This window comes from Catenuloplanes atrovinosus, from assembly GCF_031458235.1.
Taxonomy (GTDB): domain Bacteria; phylum Actinomycetota; class Actinomycetes; order Mycobacteriales; family Micromonosporaceae; genus Catenuloplanes; species Catenuloplanes atrovinosus.
On sequence record NZ_JAVDYB010000001.1, the window covers coordinates 7,288,285 to 7,305,570 of the forward strand.

Genomic DNA, 17,286 nt, shown 5'->3' on the forward strand with positions numbered 1-17,286 from the left:
GTCAGCGGACCGGGACCACCAGCGGGCCGTGCTCGCCGGGCAGCACGCGGACGCGCGCGCGGTAGTGGGTGGCCAGCAACCGCTCGGTGAGCACCTCGGCCGGCGTCCCGGCGGCCACCACCCGGCCGGCCGCGAGCAGCACCATCCGGTCCGCGTAGCCGCCCGCGATCGACAGGTCGTGCATGGTGGCGAGCACGGTCAGCCCGCGGTCCCGGCGCAGCCGGTCGACCAGGTCGAGCACGTCCTGCTGGTGTCCGATGTCGAGCGCGCTGGTCGGCTCGTCGAGCAGCAGCAGCGGCGCCCGCTGGGCGAGCGCGCGGGCCAGGAACGCGCGCTGCCGCTCGCCGCCGGAGAGCGTGGTCAGCGGCCGGTCCGCGAACGCGGCGAGGTGCAGGCTGCGGATCTCCTCGTCCGCCGCGGCCAGGTCGGCGGCGGACTCCCGGCCCAGCGGCGGCACGTACGGCGTGCGCCCGAGCAGCACGTACTCCCGGACGGTCATGCCGGGCGGCACCGCCGGGCTCTGCGCGACCATGGCCACCCGCCGGGCCCGCTCCCGCCGCCGCAGCGCGCCGAGGTCGTCGCCGCGCAGCGACACGCGACCGGCGTAGGGCGTCCGCCCGGTCAGCGCGCGCAGCAACGTGGACTTGCCCGCGCCGTTCGGCCCGATCACGGTGACCCACTCGCCGGCCGCCACGTCGAGGTCGACGCCGTCCAGCACGGTGACGCCGCCGAGCGACACCCGGAGATCCCGGACCGCGATCACAGCGTCACCGGCCGGTGGGTGCGCAGCACCAGCACGAAGAACGGCGCGCCGAACAGCGCGGTGATCACGCCGATCGGCACCTCGGCCGGCGCGGCGGCGGTGCGCGCGATCAGGTCGGCCGAGGTCAGGAATGCGGCGCCGAACAGCATGGAGAGCGGCAGGATCGCCCGGTACGACGCGCCCGCCAGCAGCCGGACCGTGTGCGGCACGATCACGCCGACGAAGCCGATCAGGCCGGAGACGGAGACCGCCGCCGCGGTGCCGAGCGACGCGGCCGCGATCAGGATCAGCCGGGAGCGCCGCGGGTGCAGGCCGAGTCCGGCCGCCTCCTCGTCGCCGAGCGTCAGCACGTCCAGCTCGCGCCGGTGCAGCAGCACCACGACCGCGGTGATCAGCGCGTACGGCAGCAGCAGCCGCACGTCCGACCAGCCGCCGGTGGCCAGCCGGCCGAACAGCCAGGAGTAGATCTCGCGCAGGTCGTCCGCGTACCGCTGCATCAGCCAGACCTGGCCGGCCTGCAGGAACGCGGCGACCGCGACGCCGGACAGGATCAGCGCGGCCGGTGACCGCTCCCGGCCGCCCGCGCCGCCGAGCAGGTACGTCAGCGCGATCGCGGCCAGCGCGCCGGCGAACGCGGCGGACGGCAGCAGCACGCGCGGCGCGTTCAGCGCGATCACCGCGGTGGCGGCCAGCCCGGCGCCGGCCGCCACGCCCAGCAGGTACGGGTCGGCCAGCGGGTTGCGGAACACGCCCTGGTAGGCCGCGCCGGCCAGGGCCAGCATCGCGCCGGCGAGCAGGCCGAGCGCCACCCGCGGCAGCCGCAGCCGCAGCAGCACCGCGGCCTCCCGCTCGTCCAAACCGGACTCCAGCCGTACCCCCGGGATCTGGTCCAGCAGCTCGGCCGCGACCGCGAGCGGCGGCAGCGGGACCGGCCCGAACGCGAGGCCGGCCACGCCCGCGGCGATCACCGCGAGCAGGCCGGCCAGCCACCACAGTGGCCGCACCCGCCTCACGCCGGGACCTTGGCCACCGCGTCCGTGACCGCGCGGACCAGGTCGACGACGCGCGGGCCCCAGCGGGACGCGACGTCGTCGTCGAGCGGCACGATCCGCCGCTCGCGCACGGCCGTCATCGTGTTCCACCCGGGCCGGGCCGCGACGGTCTCCGCGCTCTGCGCGCAGCAGGTGACGTCGGCCAGGAAGATCAGGTCGGGGTTCGCCTTCACCAGGAACTCCTGGTTGAGCTGCGGATATCCGCCCGCGGCGCCGGCGCTGTCCGCCGGGTCGGCCACGTTGGCCAGCCCGGCCCGGCCGAGCAGCGCGCCGACGAACGTGGTGGAGGTGGCGGAGTACAGCTCCGGGCCCAGCTCGTAGTAGTAGGTCAGCGGGCGCTCCCGGGCGGGCAGGCCGGCGACCAGCTTGTCGATCTCGGCGCCGGTGCGGGTGGCCAGGTCCGCCGCCTCGGCCGCGTGGCCGGTCAGCGCGCCCAGCTCACGCCACTGGCGGAAGCCGTCGTCCAGCGTGGCCGGCGCCGCGGCCGTGTACACCGGGATCTTCAGCTCGGTCAGCGACCGCACGATGTCGTTGATGTCGTTGGCGATCACCACCAGGTCCGGCGTGCGCGCGGCGATCGCCTCCGCGTTGGGCTGGAAGCCGGACAGATCGGTGACCGGCACGCCGGCCGGGAAGTCGGACTGGTCGTCGACGGCCACCACCTGCGGCCCGGCGCCGATCGCGAACAGCGTCTCGGTGGCGGTCGGCGACAGCGAGACGATCCGCTCCGGCCGCCGGTCGAGCGTGACGCCGCCGGCCGAGACCGGATAGGCCGCGCTCGCCGAGGCCGCGGGGGCCGCCGGTTCGTCCTCGGCGGCACATCCGCCGAGGGTCAGAAGAGCAAGGATCACAGCGAGGGTACGACGTCCGCGCGCCACGGCCACCTCCGGTTCGACGGCGGATCGGCACGCATCGCGCGACGCGCCCCGATCCGCGAGGGCGTTGATCGCAACCGTGCTCCGCAGGCGACCTGGCTTTCACAGTTGCGGGACAGCGCCGGATTCGCACCGGACTTCGCTGCGGGAACGGTTCCTACCCCAGACGCTAGTGCAGGTCCCGGCCGATCGACCGGGACCTGCGTCAACTGTGACCGGGAACTAGCAGTACGTGGCCTGCTTGCCGATCACCCGGTACGGGCAGTCGCTGTACTCCGCCAGCAGCAGCACCGCGGTCCGGTTGATCGCGGTCTGCGCCGGGATGACCTCGTCGGGCGGGTAGAAGCCGCCGCCGCTACCGCTCGAGCCCGGGTACATCTCGAACGTGTAGGCGAAGATCTTGTGCGTGCCCCACATCCAGTCGATGCTGTCGCCGTCCGTGATGTAGAGGTCGCTGGACTGCTGCGGCGTGTACCCGTTGAGGTTCGCCAGCTGCGTGCCGAGCGTCGCGAACGTGTTGTACTGGTCCGCGTTCATGCCGGTCGCGGTGTTCGCCGTGGTGTAGCCGTACGGCCAGAGCACCAGCTCCGAGTACGTGTGCCAGTCGATGTTGGTCTTGATCTGCTGGACGCCGCCGACCACCCGGCTGTTGACGAAGTCGCGCAGCGCGCGCGTCTCCGGCGCGGAGAACGCGGACGGGCCGCGGTAGGTCAGCGACGACGGCGTGCCGGACGAGCCGCCGCAGCAGCCCCAGTTGTAGCTCCAGTTCCGGTTCAGGTCGGTGCCGACCGCGGTGGAGCCGCTGTTCGGCTGCCGGTTCTTGCGCCATGAGCGGTACGAGCCGGTGGCGATGTCGTACTCGCTGCCGTCCGGGTTGACGGTCGGCACGATCCAGATCTCGCGCGAGTTCACGATGTTCGTGATCCGCGTGTCCGTGCCGTAGTTGTCGGTGAACAGGTTGAGCAGGTAGATCGCCATCTCGACGGTCAGGTGCTCACGCGCGTGCTGCTGGTGGTTGAACAGGATCTCGGGTTCGCTCTCGTCCGTGGCCACGTTGTCCGAGATCTTGATGACCGGCAGGTCACGGCCCTCGTAGGAACGGCCGATGCTGCTCTTGCGCGCGATCGACGGGTGATCGGAGACCACCTGGTTGATCACCGCGGTGAGCTCCGCGTAGTTGTGGTAGGCCGAGTCGGCCGGCGGGAAGTCCAGTGTGCCGAAGTCGCTCGCCGCGCCCGACGGCTGCGCCGGCTGGACCTGGAAGCCGAGCGCGCGGATCGCCTTCAGCTCGTCCGCGGTGGCGGAGACGGTGAGCACGCCGTGCTCCTGGACGGCGTCGATCGCGGCGCCGGTGCCGGCGACGGCGGTGCGTGCCTCCTGCGTACGCACGCCGAGCACGGTGTACTGCCCGGTGTCACCGGCGGCGACGGACGCCCCGGACTCGGCCGGGCGCGCGGACGCGGGCCCGGTCGCGGTGACCACCAGTGCCAGCGCGGCGGCGGCCGCCACGGCGAGGCGGAAACGGGATGTGGACACGGGTGAGCCTCCTGGGGGTGGGGAGGTTGGGTCGTGTCACTCCATCACCCGAAGCGTGATCGTCTCAATACGCTTCGATATCCCAAAGCGATCATCCCGCCGGTGACATGGTTCAGTTCTTGTCGGCGGCTTCCCGCTCGTCCGCCGTGCCCGCCGGCTCACCCTCCGGCTCGTCCTCGCCGGCCAGGGCGGCGCGCAGCCGGGCCCGCTCCGCCTTCCGCCGGTCCGCGCGCGCGGCCAGGTCGTTGGCCATCTGGTCACGCCACGCGCCGAGCAGGAAGAACGAGGCGACGGCCGAGAGCAGCAGCGCCACGATCAGCTTGATGAAGATGTCCGTGTCGACGAACCACATCGCCGCGAAGAACGCCGCGAAGAGACCGATCCGGCCGGCCGTGTACTTGATCGCGGCCACAGCGCCTCACCTCTTCAGCCGAGAACCACAACCATCAGAGGGTACGCCGTCAGGCCCAGACCTTCTGCGGTACGGCCCGGCGATCGGCCAGCGGGACCGGCGCGTCGTGCTCGTGGATCGCCCCGAACGACGCGTCCCGCTCGACCGGCCGCAGCCCGGCGTCCCAGATCAGCTCCAGCAGTTCGCGGGCGGCGTCCAGCTCGACGGCGCGCCGGTCCGCGTGGCGCCAGCGCTGCTCCGGGCGGCCCTTCTCACCGGCGTCGCCGGTCCGGCCCGCTTCGGCTTCGTCGTCGGCTTCGGCTTCGGCTTGGGTGGGCACGCCACTGAGGTCGTCGGCGCCGTAGTTCAGCAGCAACTGGACCAGCGCGGGACCGTGCGAGGCGTAGTCGGCGGTCAGGTGCACGGCCGGGTCGAGCAGCAGGCGGGCGACCGCGAACGTGCGCAGCGCCTCCGCGGGCGCACCATCCTCTTTGACCAGAACGAGCGCGGACGGCCGAAGATCTTCACGGAGATTTAGCACCGCGTCCACCAGGTGCGCGGCGGGGTCCGCGGCACGCCCGTAGGCGATTTCACCCGCGTCGATGGCACGATCGGCGGCGAACGTCGCCCGGTCGGCGTAGGACTCGGTCCGGCGGTGGTGCGCCAACCTGCCCAGCCAGGCGAGGTCGTCGCCACCGAACAGGACGATTCCGTCATCTCGCGTGAGCCGCTCCCCGGCGTAGACCTTCTGCTCCAGCGCGCTTTTCCACCCGGAATCCATGCTCAGAGCGTACGTGGCCGGGAGCTGAACGATCAGCCGAGTGCAGCGGAACTCACTTCCGCCCACCCGTCTCCACTTTCCGATTTATCCGTCCAAATCGCTCGAATCTCAGGGAGTTCACAGCCTCGGATCGCGATTGACCGATCGACACTCCGTGGGAGTGTGAGGTACACCCTTAGGGGGAACGGGACGAGCCGGGAGATCCGGAAGATCACCGGCGAGCACGTTGGGATTGGTATGGGTCAGTACACACACGTGGGACGTCACCGCGCCGCACCGGCTCCGCTGCTGCGGCCGGTGATCTTCACAGCGGTGGTCAGCGCCGCACTGGCCGCGGTCATCAGCTCACCGGCGTACGCGGCACCCCCGATCCCCGGCATCCCGGACACCGGCTCCCGCCCGGCCGCGACCGGCGGGCTCTCCCTTCCCGGCGGCACCGGCGTCACGCCGGGCAGCACCGGCGGCGTCACGCCGACCACCTCGCTCACCGGCAACCCGGTGGCGACCCAGCTGGAGACCAAGCAGACCGAGGTCAACCAGGCCGGGCAGCGCCTGCTCGCGCTGGAGGAGCAGGTCGCCCAGGCCACCGCCGCGGTCTCCGCGGCGGAGGGCAAGGTCACGGCCGCCTCCGCCGCGCTGGCCGCGGCGGAGAACGCCACCGAGACCGCGGCGGCCGAGGCGCTGAAGGAGGCGTCCGCGCTCCCGCCGGGCACGTTCGGCTCCGACCTTTACAAGATCGGTTCACTCTGGCGGGTGCCCCGCGACACGGACTCCTCCGCGGAGAGCCGGGCCCGCGACCTGACCCGCGCGCAGGAGGCCGCGCTCGCCGCGGTGACCGAGCGGGACGCCGCGCTGGCCACCCAGGCACAGCTGCGCTCCCAGTTCACCGCGGGCGAGGCCGCGCTCAAGGCGCTCGAGGCGGAGCTGCGCAGAATCCGTGAGGAGAACGAGGACCAGCTCGCCACGATAGCGGCGCAGCAGGACGCCGCCGAGGCCGCGCTCGGCGCCGACTACATCGACAACACCACCACCGACGGCCTGGTGGCCCACCCGAAGGCGCTGGAGGCGCTCGCGTTCGCGATGGCGCAGCGCGGCAAGTGGTACGAGTGGGGTGCCGAGGGCCCGGACACGTACGACTGCTCCGGCCTGATGTGGGACGCCTACCGGCACGCCGGCTACACGCTCCCCCGGGTCGCCAACGACCAGTACTACGCGACCCGCGGCAAGACCGTGCCGAAGTCCGCGATGCTCCCGGGCGACATGGTGTTCTTCAGCACCAGCAACCGGTGGAGCGACGTCTACCACGTCGGGATGTACGTCGGCGACGGCAAGATGGTCAACGCGCCGACCACCGGCGAGGTGGTCAAGGTGCAGTCGATCCAGTGGTCGCGGTTCTTCGCCGCCACCCGGGTCTTCGGCGCGGTCGAGGCGCCCGCCTCCGGGGCCGACACGCCGAAGCCGACGCCCAAGCCGACGCCGCGGCCCACGCCGACGCCGACCACGCCGCGGCCGGGCACGCCGTCGCCCGCGCCGACCACGCCGAAGCCCGGTTCGCCGAGCCCGACGCCGAGCACGGGCTCACCGACCCCGACACCCACGACGCCGTCGCCGGGCTCGCCGAGCCCGACGCCGTCCGGCTCGCCGTCCTCCACGCCGGCGCAGCCGACCACGCCGGCCGACCCGCCGACGAACTCGCCCACCCGGCCGGCGTCGAACCCGCCGTCCGACGCCACGTCGGCCAGCGCGTCCGCGGGCGGCAGCGCGTCCGCGTCGGCGGGCGGGAGCGCCTCCGCGTCGGCCGGCGGCAGCGCCTCCGCGTCCGCGAACGGCTGACCCCCGGGTCGCCTGTCCCGCGACTCGCGGATATGGCACGTTTTATGCGAGGGTGAACGTGGGAGGCGATGTCATGAGCGAGGATCGGGCGCAGGGTGCGGACGCGCCCGGGAGCACCCCGGCGGCGGTGGCACGCGCCCAGGTGGGACGCGCTTCCGTGGCCGGCGGGACCGCGGGCGACCTCGCCGGTCCGGGGGTGCTTCCGAGCCGGCAGCCGGCCGAGGGACGCACCTATCGGGCCGGTGACTACGGCACGCCGGCGGAGACCTCCGGGGAGCCGCCCGAGGCGGCCTCCGCGCTGAAGCCGGCGGAGGGGCCGATCACGCCCGCGCCGGTGCTGGCGTTCACCACACCACCGGCGGCTCCCGCGGTCGCGGCGGAATCGCCCGGTGTCTCCCCGGACTCCGCCGCGGGTTCCGGCGGGTCCGCCTGGTCGAACTTCGCGATGCCGAAACGAGAGACGGCCGACGCCTCGCTGTCCGCGGCGGTCGCCGCCGCGCAGAGCGAGCCGGCTCCGCTCCGGGAGGATGCCACGGCTTCCGCCGATGCCACGGCTTCCGCGTCTTCCGTGGGCGATGCCGCTCCGGCCGCCGCCGGTGCCGCTCCCGCGGCCTACGGGGCGTCCGCGATCCGCCCGACGTCTCCGGCCGCCACGACGCCGCCGCCGCTCGGGGTGCGGTCCCCGGCGTGGCCGACGTCGCTGGCCTTCGGCGGCGTGGAACCGGAGGGTTCCTCGTCGGAGGACTCGCCTTCTTCCGCCTCACCCGTCTCGTCGGCACCGGCGGTGACCAGCGCGCCGCCGGCGGCCGATTCCCCGGCGCCGGCGTTCGGCGACCCGCAGAGCCCGGCGCGGCCGTTCGGCGGCGTACCGGCCTCGTCGTTGGCGCCGTCCACGTTCGGCGAGGTGCCGGTCTCGGCACCGCCGGGCTCCGCCACCCCGCCGGCGTCCGGCACGTTCCCAGGCTTCGGCACGCCGGTCTCGGCGCCGCCCTCCCCCGCGGCTCCGGTCTCCGGTGCGCCGTCCACGTACGGCACTCCTGCCGCCTCCACACCCGTCTCCGGCGCACCCTCGGACTTGGGCACGTCCGCGCCGGTCTCGGGTGCGCCGTCCGCTTCCGGAGCCTCGTCCGCGCCGCCGGTGTCCGGTGCGCCGTCCGTGTACGGCGCCTCCTCCCCGGCCGCGCCGGTCTCCGGTGGGGCGCCGGTGACGAGCGGGCCGCCCGCGTTCCGGGCCGCGTCACCCTCGTCCTACGGGCTGCCGTCCACGACGGCGGCACCCGCGCCGGTACAGCCGGACTACTCGCTGCCCGCACAGCGGTCCGGCGGCTCCGGGGCGAGCGAGCCGACCAGGGCGCGCGCGTCCGTACCGGGACTGAACAGGATCACGCCGGGCGCCGAGGGCATAGTGGGTTCCGCCACCTCAGGGACCGGATATCCGCGCGTCTACCGGGCCGGTGCGCCGGGGGCGACCGAGCCGGACCCGGTGGAGCCGCCGGAGCCCGCCGAGCCGCCGCAGCCACCGGAGCCGCCGCAGCCGGCCGAGCCGCCCGCGCCGGGGCCCGGTCCGGTGCCGACGCCGTTCCCCGACCCGAACCGGCCCGGTCCGGCACCGGGTCCTCAGCCCGGCCGGCCCGTACCGGTGCCGCCCGCTCCGCCGGCGCCGCCGCCCGGCCCGCCGATGCCCTCACCGATGCCGCCGTTCCCGCCGCCGCCCGCGACCGGCACCACCTGGTCGTCCGCGTCGGCCGCCACGGCACCGGGACGCGGGGCCGAGGACGTGCCCGTGGCCTCGCTGCCGCCGTGGCCGGCGTCCGAGGTCGCCCAGCCGGGCCGGCAGTGGCCGGCATCCGAGGCGGCCCAGCCGGGACGGCAGTGGCCCGCGCCCGAGACGTCCGGCCGGCAGTGGCCGCCGCGTGACGGTGACGCGGGGGTGACGCCGGTGGTGCGCGGCTTCTCGGACCGCGGGGACGATGCGCACGGCGTGGCCACGTCCGCCGAGTACAACCAGTGGGCGCGTGGGCAGCGGCGCGAGTCCGGCACGGTCTACTCCGCGCCCGCCCGGCGCGCGGAGCCGAACACGGGTGGCGTGCCGGCCAACCCGGCGATCGAGACGACCGGGTCGCTGACCGGTCAGATCCTGTCGCCGCAGCGGTGGAACGACAACTCCGAATCGGGCAATTCCGCCCGGGTGATGGTCATCTTCGCGAGTGTCTTCGGCGGCATCGTGATCGTCGGCATCGTCGCCTCAATCATCCTCGGTGACCTGGTCATGGGCCTGTTCGGCAAGTAACCGGTGACGCAAATCGGGCGTTACGCCGATCGGGTAACACAGTGAGCCCCGCCACTACGGCACGGGAATGCCCCCGGGTCGCCGCTGGTTGACGGGTAGGCTGTCATTCATCATTGGTTCCGGTCGGCGTGATCAGCGCGGGCCGCAGGGCGTTCTTGCAGGGCATTCGCGGCGACTCCCCTCGCCGCGGCGGGGCCACTTAGCGAGCATGCGCCCCGTTGAGAGGTTTCTTTGACGACTTTCGTTGACCCCAGCACGTTCCCGTCCCTCTTCGACTCTTCCGCGGACTCGACCGCAGAGTCCCTCCCCTCCGCTCCCGCGGAGACTCCCGCTCCGGAGGCCGGTTTCGAGGCCCTCGGCCTTCCGAACCGCCTGGTCCGGGCGCTCGCCCGCGAGGGCATCACCACGCCGTTCGAGATCCAGGCGGCGACCGTCCCCGACGCGCTGGCCGGCCGGGACGTGCTCGGCCGCGGCCAGACCGGCTCCGGCAAGACGCTGGCGTTCGGCCTGCCCGTGCTCGCCCGCGTCGCCGCCGGCGGCCGTGCCGAGCCGCACCGCCCGAAGGCGCTGATCCTGGTGCCGACGCGTGAGCTGGCCATGCAGGTGGCGGACGCGCTGATGCCGCTGGGCAAGCCGCTGGGCGTGTTCATCAAGACCGCGGTCGGCGGCGTGCCGTACGACCGGCAGATCGACTCGCTCCGCCGGGGCGTCGAGATCATCGTGGCCACGCCGGGCCGGCTCGGCGACCTGATCAACCGCGGCGTCTGCAGCCTGGACAAGGTGGAGATCACGGTCCTGGACGAGGCGGACCAGATGGCCGACATGGGCTTCCTGCCCGAGGTCACCGAGCTGCTGTCCAAGACGCCGGAGGGCAGCCAGCGCCTGCTCTTCTCCGCGACGCTGGACAAGGACGTGGACACGCTGGTCAAGCGGTTCATGACCGACCCGGTGACGCACTCGACCGCGCCGCCGGTCGCCACGGTCTCGACCATGGATCACCACATGCTGCTGATCCCGCCGCAGGACAAGTTCCCGGTGACCGCGTCGATCGCCGCCCGCAAGGGCCGCACGATCATCTTCGCGCGTACGCAGATGGGCGTGGACCGGCTCGTCGAGCAGCTCGCGGCCGTCGGCGTCCGGGCCGGCGCGCTGCACGGCGGCAAGACGCAGCGGGCGCGCACCCGCACGCTGGCGGAGTTCAAGGAGGGCCGGACGAACGTGCTGGTCGCCACGGACGTCGCCGCGCGCGGCATCCACGTGGACGGCATCTCGCTGGTCCTGCACGTCGACCCGCCGAAGGACCCGAAGGACTACCTGCACCGGGCCGGCCGCACCGCGCGCGCCGGCGAGTCCGGCGCGGTGGCCACGCTGGTCCTGCCGAAGCAGCGCCGCACCACGCTCGGCATGCTGGAGAAGGCCGGCGTCAGCCCCGCCCAGACCCGCGTCCGCGCCGGCGACGCCGCGCTGACCGAGCTGGTCGGCGCGCAGGAGCCGTCCGGCGTCCCGGTCGTCGACGAGCCCGAGCCGCCGCGCCGCTCCGAGGGCGGCCGTGGCCGTCGCTTCGGCGGCGGTGGCGACCGCGGCCCGCGCCGTTTCGACGGCGACCGCGGCCCGCGTCGCTTCGACGGCGACCGCCCGCGGCGTTTCGACGGCCCGCGCGAGGACCGTCCGCGCCGCTTCGACGCCCCGCGCGACGGCGCCCAGCCCAACGGCGACCACCGCGCGAACGGCGACCACCGCGCCAACGGCGACCACCGCGCCAACGGCGACCGCCGCCCGAGCTGGCGTTCCCGCGACGAGCGCCCGCGCGACGACCGTCCCCGCGACGACCGTCCCAGCGGCGGCGAGCGTCCGCATCGCCGTCCGGCTCGCACGCACTGACCCACACCACTGGCGAAGGCCGTCACCCGAGGGGGGTGACGGCCTTCGCCGTCGGCGGGGCTCACCCCTTGACCGCGCCGGTGAGCCCGCCGACGAGGGTGAGGCCTTCGCCGTCGCGGGGCTCACCCCTTGACCGCGCCGGTGAGCCCGCCGACGAGGGTGACGGCCTTCGCCGTCTCTCCCTCCGTTTTCCTCTTCGGCCGCCCCGCCGGCCGTTGCGCGTCCCGTGCGACCGCCGCGTCGCCGCACATCCCGGCTTCACCGCCCTGCTGCATCCCGGCCCGTCACCATCGCGATGCCACCGAGATCAGCCATTAGGCCGGCTGAGCCCATGGGTCGCCTGCCGATGACCCCACAGCTCGCAGCGGCAGATCTGATCGCCCATGACCGAAATTTCGGATATAGCGGATCGTAAAGGTCCCGAGGTGGATGTCCCTGGCCGGAGACCGCAGCGAAACGGCGTGCGCCGGCGCCGAGAGCGCGGAGCGAGCAACAGCGACCGAAAGACCTCAGCGGCCAGCATCTCGGCGAAGCCAGCGAGCACAAGCAGCCCGAGGACTCCACCCAACCCGCGACCCGGACATGCACGCCCGGCGAGCGCTCGCGACCTCGGCGAAACCCGCGGGCGCAGAGCGACCGGGGGCGTGCGCCGTCGTCCGGCGCTGAGGTGGGCGGGAAGCCGGAGGGCTTGGCGTCATGAGCGATACCAGGGGAACCGGTGGCGCGGCCGGGTGGAGGTGGATGCGGGGGACGCGTGGGGTGTGGTGACCAAAGGCGGGACCGGCCCGATGCGGTGGGCGGAGCGGAGCGCCAGCGGAGTCGGAGCCCGCCGCGAGGTTTGCCCGCGGGAGCATGCGGCAAGCGACCCCGCCGGAAGCGGGAATATCCGTTTTTAAAGGGTTTTAGGAAGCCACGTCCCGGTCGCGAGGAAGTCCTGCACGGTGGCGAGGTGCGGGCTCAGGTCCAGGTTCTGGTCGGCGACCCAGGTGTCGGAGAAGTACGTGTCGGCGTAGCGTTCGCCGCCGTCGCAGAGGAGGGTGACGACGGAGCCGGTACGGCCCGCGGCGCGCATCTCGGCGATCAGCGTGAAGGCGCCCCACAGGTTGGTGCCGGTGGAGCCGCCGACGCGACGGCCGAGGAGGGCGCTGGCGGCGCGCATGGCGGCGAGCGAGGCGGCGTCGGGGACGGCGAGCATGCGGTCGACGACGGCGGGCTGGAAGCTGGGCTCGACGCGGGGGCGGCCGATGCCCTCGATGCGGGAGCCGCTGCCGGTCTCGACGGCCCAGTCGGCGTCGCGGTACGCGGGGAAGAACGCGGAGTTCTCCACGTCGACGACGCAGAGGCGGGTGTCGTGGCGGCGGTAGCGGACGTAGCGGCCGATGGTGGCGCTGGTGCCGCCGGTGCCGGCGCCGGTGACGACCCAGGTCGGGATCGGGTGCCGTTCCAGCGCGAGCTGCGCGAAGATCGACTCGGCGATGTTGTTGTTGCCGCGCCAGTCGGTGGCGCGCTCCGCGTACGTGAACTGGTCCATGAAGTGGCCGCCGAGGTCGTCCGCGAGCCGGCGGGCCTCGATGGAGGCGGCCGCGGGCGTGGCGACCAGGTGGCACTTCCCGCCCTGGAACTCGATCAGGCTGATCTTCTCGGCGGAGGTGGTGGCCGGCATGACCGCGATGAACGGCAGGCCGAGCATGCGGGCGAAGTACGCCTCGGAGACCGCGGTGGAGCCGGAGGACGCCTCGACGATCGTGGTGTCCGGGCCGATCCAGCCGTTGCACAGCCCGTAGAGGAACAGCGATCGGGCCAGGCGGTGCTTGAGCGAGCCGGTGGGGTGCACCGACTCGTCCTTGAGGTAGAGGTCGATGCCCCACTCGGGCGGGAGCGGGAACGGCAGCAGGTGCGTGTCGGCCGACCGGTTCGCGTCCGCCTCGACCTTGGCGATCGCCTCGGTGACCCAGGCGCGGGCCGGCTCGTCGCACCGGGCGACGTCCACGGCGGTCACCGGACCACCGGCTGCGGACGGTTCTCCCACTTGGTGGAGAGCGCGATCGCGGTGCGCGTGCTGGCCACGCCCGGCACCCGGCCGATGCGGAGGATGACCTGCTCCAGCTCGCCGATGGTGCCGACCCGCGCTTTGATCAGGAACGATTCGACGCCGGCCATGAAGTAGCAGTCCTCGACCTCGGGCATGTCGCGCAGCGCGGCCGAGACGTCGTCGGTGTCGCCGCCGGAGTCCTGCACGATGCCGATGAACGCGGTGACGCCGAGCCCGACCGCCTCCGGGTCCACCTCGGCCTGGTAGCCGCGCAGGACGCCGTTGGACTCCAGCTTGCCGACGCGCTCGTGCACGGCGGGCGCGGAGAGGCCGACCTGGCGGGCCAGCTCCGCGTACGAGATGCGCGCGTTGCCGCGCAGCAGCTCCACGATTTTCAGGTCAGTTGTATCCACGGTGCGTTAACACTATCGTCCCGGGCCGCCGGCGGCGATCTATCGTAAATCAGAACTAAGCTCGCAGATAGTACCGCCGAACGGCTCAACCAGTGCGTTTTCCACGTTCTCCGGACACGCTACGCGGGCGGTGCTTCAATGGCCGTACGTCCCTAGAGTGCTTCGGTGTGGACACGGAAAGTAATCAAGAACCCCCGAAGCATCGATCGACGCTAGGAGGGGTCGTGGACACTGGAGATCGTCTGCTGACGCCGGGCGAGGTGGCTGCGCTGTTCCGCGTCGACCCGAAGACGGTCACTCGCTGGGCGGCCGCCGGCCGGATCGGCAGCATCAGGACACCGGGCGGGCATCGGCGCTTCCGGGAGTCCGAGGTGCGCCAGCTGCTCGAGGGCGAGGGCCTGGAGGAGCTGAACAAGGACCTGCCACCGGAGACGAACGGCGGCAGCGGGGGGCACGGCGGCTACAACAACCCGCCCTCGCTCAACTGAGACCGTGCGTTGAGCTCGCCGGTCCATCGGCGGAAGAGCGTGTGTGGTACGCCGAGCGCGTCCAGCACCTTGCCCGCCACGAAGTCGACGAGTTGCTGTGCCGAGGCACCCGCGCCGGCCCCGTAGAACCCGGGACTGGCCGGAAGCACCACCGCGCCCGCGTCGTGCAGTGCGATCAGGTGTTCCAGGTGTGACCTGGTCACCGGCGTCTCACGGGGCACCACGACGACGCGGCGGCGCTCCTTGAGGGAGACCTCGGCGGCGCGTTGCAGCAGGTCCTTGGAGAGCCCGATGGCGATGCCGGCACAGGCCGCGGTCGACGCGGGGACGACCACCAGTCCGCGCACCGGATAGGAGCCGCTGCTCGGGCCGGCCGCGAGGTCGCCGGCCGGCCAGTGCACGACGTCGCCCGGTGTGGTGCCGAGCCAGGCGGCCAGGTCGTCCTTCCAGTGCGCGTCCCGGAACGGGCGGCCGGTCTCGTCCAGGATCGTCAGGCGGGCGGCCCGGGAGACGATCAGGTCGACCGGCTCGCCCGCCTCGAAGAGCGCGCGGAGGACGGCGGCGGCGTACGGCGTCCCGGAGGCTCCGGAGACGCCGACCACCCACGGACTACGCACGGAGTCCCTGCAGGATGACCAGGTCGAGCAGCGCGAAGGCGAACAGCGCGACCGCGATCAGCCCGTTCGCCGTGAAGAACGCGCGATTGACGCGGGACAGGTCGTCCGGGCGCACGATCCGGTGCTCGTAGACCAGCACGGCGGCGATCCCGGCCAGGCCGAGCCACCAGAGCCAGCCGTACCCGGTCAGGTAGCCGAACGCGGCGTAGAGCGCGACCGTCAGCACGTGCGTGGCCGCGGCGATCCGCAGCGCACCGGCGACGCCGTGCTTGACCGGGACCGAGCCGACGCCGATCTGCCGGTCGATGTCCACGTCCTGGCAGGCGTAGATGCAGTCGAAGCCGCCGATCCAGGTGCCGACCGCGAGGCCGAGCACCAGCGCCTCCCACGACCAGGCGCCGGTGACGCCGATCCACGCGCCGACCGGGGCCACGGCCTGCGCCGCGCCCAGGAAGACCTGGGGGTAGTTGGTGAAACGCTTGGCGTACGAGTAGATCACCAGCGCGAAGAGGGCCAGCGGCGCGAGCAGCAGGCAGAGCAGGTTGAGCGCGGCGGCCGAGGCGAAGAAGATCACCAGGGAGATCAGCAGGCCGGCCCAGGCGACGCGCATCGAGATCGCGCCGGTGACCAGCTCGCGGTTGGCCGTGCGCGGGTTCTGCGCGTCGATCCGGACGTCGATGATCCGGTTGGCGGCCATGGCGACCGTCCGCGCGGAGACCATGGCGACCGTGATCAGGCCGAGCGTTCCCCACTGCACGTGGGTTCCGAGCGACCGCATGGCGGTCAGCGCCGCCAGGTAGGCGAACGGCAGCGCGAAGATCGAGTGCTCGATCATCACCAGCCGCAGGAACCCCTTGACCGGGTTGGGCCGCGCGACGGTACCGGTCACAGGCCGTACTCCTTCCAGCGCTTGTCGACCTTCCGCACGATCTCCGGGGACATGACCATGCTCTCCGGCCAGCCGCGCGTGTAGCCCTCGGACGGCAGCTTCCGGGTCGCGTCGACGCCCGCCTTGCCGCCCCAGAACTGCTGGTACGACGAGTGGTCCAGGTGGTCGACCGGCCCCTCAGTGAGCAGCAGGTCGCGCGAGTAGTCGACGTTGCCGAACGCGCGGAACGCCACCTCGGAGTAGTCGTGCACGTCGCAGTCCTCGTCCACCACGATGATCAGCTTGGTCAGCGACATCATGTGCGCGCCCCAGATCGCGTTCATCACCTTCTGCGCGTGCTTGGGGTAGCGCTTCCGGATCGAGACGATCGCGCAGTTGTGGAACACGCCCTCGGCCGGCAGGTCGTAGTCGACGATGTCCGGGATCATGAAGCGCAGCAGCGGCGCGAAGATCCGCTCGGTGGCCTTGCCCAGGCCGTGGTCCTCCTGCGGCGGCTGGGACGTGACGATCGAGTGGTAGACCGGGTCGCGCTGCATGGTCATGCACTCGATGTGCAGCACCGGGAACGGCTCGACCGGCGTGTAGAACCCGGTGTGGTCGCCGAACGGGCCCTCCGGCATCCGCTCGCCGGGCTCCAGGTAGCCCTCCAGCACGATCTGCGCGTTCGCCGGGACCTGGAGCGGCACGGTCAAGCAGTCGACCATCTCGACGCGCTCGTTGCGCAGGAAACCGGCGAACAGGTATTCGTCGATGTCGGCGGGCAGCGGCGCGGACGCGGAGTAGCAGACCGCCGGGTCCGCGCCGATCGCGATCGCCACCGGCAGCCGCTGGCCGAGCTGCTCCGCGACCGCGTGGTGGGCGGTGGAGTTCTTGTGGATCTGCCAGTGCATGCCGAGCGTGTTGTGCGAGTGCTGCTGCAGCCGGTAGAGGCCGAGGTTGCGCTTGCCGTTCTCCGGGTGCTTGGTGTGGGTCAGCCCGAAGTTGTGGAAGATGCCGCCGTCGCCGGGCCAGATCTGGAGGCCGGGCAGCCGGTTCAGGTCGACCTGGTCGCCGGAGTAGACGATCTCCTGGCAGGGGGCGGACTTCAGCTTCTTCGGCGGCATGGACTTCAGCTGCAACACCTTGCCGATGCCGTCGCGGATGCCGGACCAGCCGACCGGCAGTTCCGGCTTGAGCATGTTGCCGATCCGCTCGCCGATCTCGTCGAGCGAGCCGACGCCGAGCGCCCGCGCGGTGCGCTCCTCCGTGCCGAACAGGTTGATCGCCACCGGCATGTCGCCGCGGGTGGGCCGCTCGAAGAGCAGAGCGGGGCCATGAGCCTTGACCGTACGGTTGACGATCTCGCTGATCTCGAGGGTGGGGTCGACCGGCGCGCTGACCCGGCGGAGATCACCGGTCTTCTCCAGCGCGGCGAGGAAGTCCTTCAGGTCCGTGAACGCCGCCAT

At 72.8% G+C, this 17,286-nt stretch carries 16 protein-coding genes and 1 pseudogene; 4 read left to right on the forward strand and 13 right to left on the reverse strand.

Features of this window, described 5'->3' with window-relative positions; translation table 11 throughout:
* Nucleotide 1: 1 nt before the first annotated feature.
* The 6 genes and pseudogenes from J2S41_RS32470 to J2S41_RS32495 all read right to left on the reverse strand — a co-directional run bounded on the left by J2S41_RS32470 (nucleotide 2) and on the right by J2S41_RS32495 (nucleotide 5,398).
* Nucleotides 2-760 carry an ABC transporter ATP-binding protein gene (locus tag J2S41_RS32470; RefSeq protein ID WP_310376684.1) on the reverse strand — a complete coding sequence of 253 codons (759 nt, stop codon included), beginning with the start codon at nucleotides 758-760 and terminating at the stop codon, nucleotides 2-4.
* Nucleotides 760-1,839, reverse strand: a complete 1,080-nt coding sequence (locus tag J2S41_RS32475) for a FecCD family ABC transporter permease (RefSeq protein ID WP_374728290.1) — start codon at nucleotides 1,837-1,839, stop codon at nucleotides 760-762. Before J2S41_RS32475 ends, J2S41_RS32470 begins: the two co-directional genes overlap by 1 nt.
* Nucleotides 1,773-2,699 carry an ABC transporter substrate-binding protein gene (locus J2S41_RS32480; protein WP_310373724.1) on the reverse strand — a complete coding sequence of 309 codons (927 nt, stop codon included), beginning with the start codon at nucleotides 2,697-2,699 and terminating at the stop codon, nucleotides 1,773-1,775. Before J2S41_RS32480 ends, J2S41_RS32475 begins: the two co-directional genes overlap by 67 nt.
* Nucleotides 2,700-2,915: 216 nt before the next feature.
* Nucleotides 2,916-4,226 (reverse strand): annotated as a pseudogene (locus J2S41_RS32485) (M14 family metallopeptidase); the annotation flags it as partial.
* Between the two features lie 112 nt (nucleotides 4,227-4,338).
* Entirely contained in the window at nucleotides 4,339-4,638 is a 300-nt protein-coding gene (locus tag J2S41_RS32490) for a DUF4229 domain-containing protein (protein WP_310373726.1), read from the reverse strand.
* Between the two features lie 49 nt (nucleotides 4,639-4,687).
* Entirely contained in the window at nucleotides 4,688-5,398 is a 711-nt protein-coding gene (locus J2S41_RS32495; RefSeq protein ID WP_310373728.1) for a hypothetical protein, read from the reverse strand.
* A 297-nt stretch (nucleotides 5,399-5,695) separates the two neighbouring features.
* Here J2S41_RS32495 and J2S41_RS32500 point away from each other — a divergent pair, with 297 nt between their 5' ends.
* A complete protein-coding gene (locus tag J2S41_RS32500; RefSeq protein ID WP_310373730.1) occupies nucleotides 5,696-7,231 on the forward strand; it encodes a C40 family peptidase in 1,536 nt (511 codons plus the stop codon).
* Between the two features lie 246 nt (nucleotides 7,232-7,477).
* Here the strand turns inward: J2S41_RS32500 and J2S41_RS32505 are convergent, their stop codons facing one another.
* Nucleotides 7,478-7,765 (reverse strand): hypothetical protein, encoded by a 288-nt coding sequence (locus J2S41_RS32505; RefSeq protein WP_310373731.1) that lies wholly within the window; start codon nucleotides 7,763-7,765, stop codon nucleotides 7,478-7,480.
* Nucleotides 7,766-7,843: 78 nt separating this feature from the next.
* Entirely contained in the window at nucleotides 7,844-8,314 is a 471-nt protein-coding gene (locus J2S41_RS32510; protein ID WP_310373733.1) for a hypothetical protein, read from the reverse strand.
* A 73-nt stretch (nucleotides 8,315-8,387) separates the two neighbouring features.
* Between J2S41_RS32510 and J2S41_RS32515 the strand changes: the two genes are divergently transcribed.
* Together J2S41_RS32515 and J2S41_RS32520 are read left to right on the forward strand one after the other, a co-directional pair.
* The gene (locus J2S41_RS32515) at nucleotides 8,388-9,521 is read left to right on the forward strand and encodes a hypothetical protein (protein WP_310373735.1); all 1,134 of its coding nucleotides are present in this window, start codon (nucleotides 8,388-8,390) and stop codon (nucleotides 9,519-9,521) included.
* Between the two features lie 231 nt (nucleotides 9,522-9,752).
* A complete protein-coding gene (locus J2S41_RS32520) occupies nucleotides 9,753-11,402 on the forward strand; it encodes a DEAD/DEAH box helicase (RefSeq protein WP_374728191.1) in 1,650 nt (549 codons plus the stop codon).
* A gap of 892 nt (nucleotides 11,403-12,294) precedes the next feature.
* Here J2S41_RS32520 and cds1 read toward each other — a convergent pair.
* Nucleotides 12,295-13,401 (reverse strand): L-cysteine desulfhydrase Cds1, encoded by a 1,107-nt coding sequence (gene cds1 / locus J2S41_RS32525; RefSeq protein WP_310373738.1) that lies wholly within the window; start codon nucleotides 13,399-13,401, stop codon nucleotides 12,295-12,297.
* On the reverse strand, nucleotides 13,398-13,847 hold the full coding sequence (locus tag J2S41_RS32530; protein WP_310373740.1) for an Lrp/AsnC family transcriptional regulator: 450 nt from the start codon (nucleotides 13,845-13,847) through the stop codon (nucleotides 13,398-13,400). The genes cds1 and J2S41_RS32530 overlap by 4 nt, the downstream gene beginning before the upstream one ends.
* Before the next feature lie 224 nt (nucleotides 13,848-14,071).
* Here J2S41_RS32530 and J2S41_RS32535 point away from each other — a divergent pair, with 224 nt between their 5' ends.
* On the forward strand, nucleotides 14,072-14,335 hold the full coding sequence (locus J2S41_RS32535) for a BldC family transcriptional regulator (protein ID WP_310373743.1): 264 nt from the start codon (nucleotides 14,072-14,074) through the stop codon (nucleotides 14,333-14,335).
* Here the strand turns inward: J2S41_RS32535 and J2S41_RS32540 are convergent.
* The 3 genes from J2S41_RS32540 to J2S41_RS32550 are packed head-to-tail and all read right to left on the reverse strand — an operon-like array spanning nucleotide 14,308 to nucleotide 17,286.
* Nucleotides 14,308-14,952 carry a UbiX family flavin prenyltransferase gene (locus J2S41_RS32540; RefSeq protein WP_310373744.1) on the reverse strand — a complete coding sequence of 215 codons (645 nt, stop codon included), beginning with the start codon at nucleotides 14,950-14,952 and terminating at the stop codon, nucleotides 14,308-14,310. The genes J2S41_RS32535 and J2S41_RS32540 overlap by 28 nt on opposite strands.
* A complete protein-coding gene (gene mqnP / locus J2S41_RS32545; RefSeq protein WP_310373745.1) occupies nucleotides 14,945-15,841 on the reverse strand; it encodes a menaquinone biosynthesis prenyltransferase MqnP in 897 nt (298 codons plus the stop codon). The genes J2S41_RS32540 and mqnP overlap by 8 nt, the downstream gene beginning before the upstream one ends.
* On the reverse strand, nucleotides 15,838-17,286 hold the full coding sequence (locus J2S41_RS32550) for a menaquinone biosynthesis decarboxylase (protein WP_310373746.1): 1,449 nt from the start codon (nucleotides 17,284-17,286) through the stop codon (nucleotides 15,838-15,840). The genes mqnP and J2S41_RS32550 overlap by 4 nt, the downstream gene beginning before the upstream one ends.